We start from the raw sequence: 4846 nt of genomic DNA on the forward strand, positions 1-4846 counted from the left end.
CCGCTGGGCCTGCTCGCGCCGGGACTGCGCTCGGCCGGAGTGAAGCGATCGGTCGGCATCACCCACGGGCACGAGGCCGGCTGGGCGCTGGTGCCGGGCGGGCGCAGCGGGCTGCGCCGGATCGCCGCCGGACTCGACGTCATGACCTACCTCGGCGACTACACGCACCGGACGATCTCCCGGGCCGTTGCCCCGGCGGACCGGCCCAAGCTGGTCCAGTTGCACGCCGGGGTCGACACCGAGCAGTTCGCCCCCGGGACCGGCCGGGCGGAGCGTCGGGCCGCCCTCGGCCTGGGGGAGCGACCGGTCGTGGTCTGCGTCTCCCGGCTGGTGAAGCGCAAGGGCCAGGACGCCCTCATCCGCGCGCTGCCCGCGATCCGGGCCCGGGTGCCCGGCACAGCGTTGCTGATCGTCGGCTCCGGCCCCGACGCCGACCGGCTGCGCTCCCTGGCTGCGCGCACCGGCGTGGCGACGGATGTCATCTTCAGCGGCGGGGTGCCCTGGAGCGAACTGCCGTCCTGGTACGCCGCCGGGGACGTATTCGCGATGCCCTGCCGGACCCGACGGCGCGGGCTCGACGTGGAGGGCCTGGGGATGGTCTACCTGGAGGCCTCCGCCACCGGGCTGGCTGTGGTGGCCGGGGACTCCGGAGGAGCTCCGGACGCCGTCCTGGCCGGCCGCACCGGCCACGTGGTGGACGGCCGGTCGCCCGCGGCCGTGGCCGATCGGATCAGCGGACTGCTGTCCGATCCCGTGGCGGCCGCGGCGATGGGCGCCGCCGGGCGGGAATGGGCGCTGCAGGAGTGGAACTGGGATCTGCAGGCCCAGCGGCTGCTGGAGCTGTGCGAGGGCTGACGCGCCCCCGGACATCGGTCAGCAGCGGGTGGCCGACGCGGTGGTCTGCGCGCGGTTCGCGCAGTTCCTCTGGTCGTCGACCAGCTGGCCCAGGGCAAGGAACACCATCGCGACCAGCAGGGCGGCGGCGACGGTCAGGAGCACGTACTCCCGGGGCGTGGCCGGGCTACCCGCGCGCGATCCGCGGATCCTGGTGAGCAACGAGGTCGGCATGCACGTTCCTTTTCGGAGAAAGCGTGCGCTCAGAGTGGCCCCGTTGCGGGCCCTGGGGTATCGCGGGAACGTGCCAAACTCAGATGGGCCGAACGGCCGATGGCGCTGCGACACGGCGCATTCGTCCAGTGACGCCCCGTTATGCGCGTCGCCGCTAGAGCCAACATGTGCTGCGATGCGCGCCAATCCAGCGGTCCGGATGGGCGCGAAACGCAGCAGAAGTTGCACACGTGGGGGCTACGGCACGGCCTCCGCCGGCCCGGCGGCGGACGCGGCCTACGGCGCCTTGTCCGCGGTGATCAGGCCGAGGCGCATCGCGGTCATCAGCGCCTGGGCGCGGTTGCCGGCACCGAGCTTCTCGTAGAGCTTGGAGATGTGGGTCTTGGTCGTGGACTCGCTGATGAACAGCGCCTTGGCGATGCCGGAGACCGCCAGGCCGTCGGCCAGCAGCTTGAGCACGTCCCGTTCCCGCGGGGAGAGCTTCGGACCGCCCTGGGAGGCCTTGCGACGCATCGCGTCGGCCAGGTCGGCGGCGGAAAACGAACCGGGGGAGGCGGCGGCATGCCGCGCGGCGGCAAGCACCTCCTCGGCGGGGGCGTCCTTGTTCACGAAACCCGAGGCGCCGGCCTCCAGCGCGTCGAAAAGCTGCTGGTCACCGGCGTACATGGTGAGCACGACGATGCCCATCGTCTCCCCGGCGGCGCGGAGCTTCTTCACCGTGTCCAGGCCGTCGCCGTCGGGCAGGCGGACGTCCATGATCACGACCTCGGGCTTCTCGGCCCGGATCATCACCAGCGCCTCGGCGACCGATCCAGCCTCGCCCACGACGGTGAAGCCGGGGTCGCGCTCGAAGGCCCGGCGCAGGCCGTGGCGGATCAGTTCGTGGTCGTCCACCAACAGGACGCTGGTCATGATCCGCTCTCCTCGCTCTGCCCGCTGCTGGACATGGTGCTTGCGGCGGCGCTGGTCTCGGCACCGGTCCGAGCGGGCACCAGCGTGCCACGTCGGTCCGCCACCGGTGGCGGTGAACCTCCGGGCAGCCCTACCCGAACTCCGACATAAGTACCCCTGGGGTTCCGTGGCCGGATCTCGAGCATGGCGCGGGTCCGGGCTGCGCGCTCCTTCATGATCTCCAGCCCGTAGCTGTCCGCGCGCCCCGGGCCGAGGCCCGCACCGTCGTCCTCGATCACCAATTCGGCGTCCGGAGGATGGATCCGGCAGGTCACCCAGAGGTTGTCCGCGCCGGCGTGCTTGCGGGCGTTGTTGATCGCCTCCTGGGCGATCCGCAGCAGCTCGGCCTCGGTCTCGGCGGGCAGCCGGCGGCTGGACTCGTCCAGAGTGAGGTGGACGGTGAACCCGGACGTCGTGCCGATCGTGCGGATGTACTCCGAGAGCGCGGCACCCAGGCCACCGAAGCGGTCCACCTCCGAGCGCAGGTCGAAGATCGAGAGCCGGAGTTCCTTGACGATGCGGCTCATCTCCTGCCGAAGTCCGGTCAGGTCCTCGACGATGTCGGGCTGGCCGGCCTCGGCGGCGACCGCGGAGGTCTCGTCGATGATGTAGCCGAGCGAGGCCAGCTCCTGGGCGATGCCGTCGTGGATCTCCCGGGCGAGGCGGCGCCGTTCCTCGGTCGTGGCCAGCTCGCGGATCTGGTCGAAGAGCACGCCGGTCTCCAACCGCAGCGCGGCGTTGGACACCAGCTCGCCGATCTCGGTGCGGCAGGCCTCGTCGTAGGCGTCGATCTCGGGGGTCTCGATGCCGAGCAGGCCGGTGATCCGGTCACCGATGCGGATCGGCACCACCAGGGAGCTGCCCGGGTCGGTCGGCGGCAGTGGGTTGGGTCCGCGGCCGAACACCACGGGGCGGAGCTGGACCTCCTCGGAGTCCCAGGCGTCGGCGAAGGGGTTCTCCCCGGCCAGTTCGGTGTCCCACTCCAGGCGGTCCTCGCCGCGGAAGGCCAGCGGGGTCAGGCGGTCCCCGTCCGTGCGGATGAGAACCGCGGCGGCGCTGAACCGTGCCGTCCGCGCCACCGCCTCGACCAGACCCTCGGCCGTGGTCCGCGGGTCGAGCGAGCCGGGCAGCTGACGAGTCACCGTGTAGAGCTGGGAGAGCAGGCTGTGCGCCTCGGCGTAAGCGCTGACCTGCGCGTCGCCGGCGGCCTGTTGCAATCGCCGGGCCCAGGCCGCGACCAGACCGCCGAGCAGTGCGATCACCGTCCACTGGGCGGCGGCGATGCTGTAGTCCTTGGTGTCCAGCTCGTCCTGGGGGACCGAGAGGGTGACCAGCAAGGCGATCGCCGCCACCCCGGCGGCGATCGCGGCCCCGGCGAACCGGGCCAGCAGGCCACCGGCGAATACCGGCGCGAGCAGGTAGGGCAGCAGCGGGGACAGGTCGTGGCCGGTGGCGTTCACCGCGGTCGCCCAGACGATGACCTCCGCCGAGCGCCCGACCAGCCCACCGAGGTGGTTGCGCTCGAGCAGCGAGGCGGCCAGCGCGGCCGCAGTCACGGCGCCGATCCAGGCCAGGTCTTCGGTCGGGGTGTCCCCGACGAGCCACAGGGCGGTGCAGCCGATCAGCAGGATGACGCGCAACAGCCGCGCCGGCACGCCAGGGGCGGCCGCGAACAGACTCGCTGAGCGCCTCGCCACTGCTCTAACTTGCCACATCGCTCACGCCGGCACCGCCCGCGCGCGCCGCGCGGGCACCGGACGGATCAGCGGCGGCGGCGCCGGGCGTGGATCTCGCGGGCCACGTCGCGGGTCTCCAGCGTCTCCGCCAGCTCGTTGACGTAGTCCTCGATGCCCTCGTAGAAGACCCCCATCACGTCGCCCTCGAACGGGGCGCCGGTGCGGGCGGCGACCAGGATCGAGTTCGCGCGGGGCATCGGCAGCCCGACCAGGAACGGCCAGTTCGCCAGCGGGACGCCCGAGAGCTCGTTCTGCATCGTCTTCGTGTCGTCCAGGATCGCGACCTCTTCGCGCCCGAGCACCTCGCGGACGAACCAGTGCTCCTCGCCGAGGCGGTAGCGGATGTCCTTGAGCCCGATGCCGATGCCGATGCCGGAGGCGGTCGCCCACGCGTCGCCGTCCGGGATCATGATCGCGACGGCGTCGCACTCCAGGTGCTCCATCGCCACGAACGCCAGTTCTTCGGCGATCTGGGACGGGGCGGCCAAGGTGTCGGTCATCGCCATCAGCTGGTGCAGGTAACCGATGCCGGGGGGCTCGAGCTCGGGGCCGTAGTAGACGGGCCGGTTGGCCTCGGCGCGAGCCTGGAACTCGGCCTCGGCGTTGCGGACCGCCTCGTTGACGATCTTGTCGGCCTCGGACTTGATCTTTGTTTCCTGGATCAGGTTCTCGACCTTGGCGATGGTGTCCTTGCGGGCCGCCTCGGCGTCGATTTTCGCCTGCACACGGGCAAGCTCGGCGTCCTCGCGAGCCTTGACGGCCGCCTGGTGGGCGTCCATCTCGGCCTTGACCTTGGCCGCCTTGGCAGCCTCGACAGCGAGACGCGCGTCGACCTTGGCCTGGGCGTGCGAAGCGCGCTCGGAGACGATCCGGGCCCGCTCCTGGGCGCGCGCTGCCTCCAGCGCGGCCTTCTCGGCGGCCTTGGCGGCCTCCTGGGAGGCCTTCGCGTCCACCTCGGCGCGGGCCTTGGCCGACTTCTCGTCGGCGCGGGCCTGCAGGGCGGCGATCCGGGCGGCCTCGGCGCGGGCCTTCTCGACGGCCTTGGTGGCCTCGGCGGAGGCGCGGGAGTCGGCAACCGCCTTGGCCTGCAT

The 4846-nt window shown here is 72.1% G+C and carries 4 protein-coding genes and 1 pseudogene; 1 reads left to right on the forward strand and 4 read right to left on the reverse strand.

Annotation, left to right across the window (positions count from 1 at the left end; genetic code table 11):
* A partial coding sequence (locus H0X00_RS21640; protein ID WP_293774739.1) for a glycosyltransferase family 4 protein occupies positions 1 to 855 on the forward strand: 855 nt, incomplete at its 5' end.
* A gap of 18 nt (positions 856 to 873) precedes the next feature.
* Here the strand turns inward: H0X00_RS21640 and H0X00_RS21645 are convergent.
* The 4 genes and pseudogenes from H0X00_RS21645 to H0X00_RS21660 all read right to left on the reverse strand — a co-directional run.
* Positions 874 to 1068, reverse strand: coding sequence for a hypothetical protein (locus H0X00_RS21645; protein WP_293774740.1), 195 nt, complete (start codon positions 1066 to 1068; stop codon positions 874 to 876).
* A 276-nt stretch (positions 1069 to 1344) separates the two neighbouring features.
* Positions 1345 to 1980 (reverse strand): response regulator transcription factor, encoded by a 636-nt coding sequence (locus tag H0X00_RS21650; protein WP_293774742.1) that lies wholly within the window; start codon positions 1978 to 1980, stop codon positions 1345 to 1347.
* Positions 1977 to 3716, reverse strand: a complete 1740-nt coding sequence (locus tag H0X00_RS21655) for a histidine kinase (RefSeq protein WP_293774743.1) — start codon at positions 3714 to 3716, stop codon at positions 1977 to 1979. Before H0X00_RS21655 ends, H0X00_RS21650 begins: the two co-directional genes overlap by 4 nt.
* Positions 3717 to 3781: 65 nt before the next feature.
* Positions 3782 to 4846, reverse strand: a pseudogene (locus H0X00_RS21660) (hypothetical protein); the annotation flags it as partial.

It is taken from the genome of Sporichthya sp., from assembly GCF_013815995.1.
Lineage (GTDB): Bacteria > Actinomycetota > Actinomycetes > Sporichthyales > Sporichthyaceae > Sporichthya.

What these genes read in the sequence shown, in the direction of transcription:
- H0X00_RS21645 (WP_293774740.1), bottom strand. Translation starts at nt 1,068, where the DNA reads ATGCCGACCTCGTTGCTCACCAGGATCCGCGGATCGCGCGCGGGTAGC.
- H0X00_RS21650 (WP_293774742.1), bottom strand. Translation starts at nt 1,980, where the DNA reads ATGACCAGCGTCCTGTTGGTGGACGACCACGAACTGATCCGCCACGGC.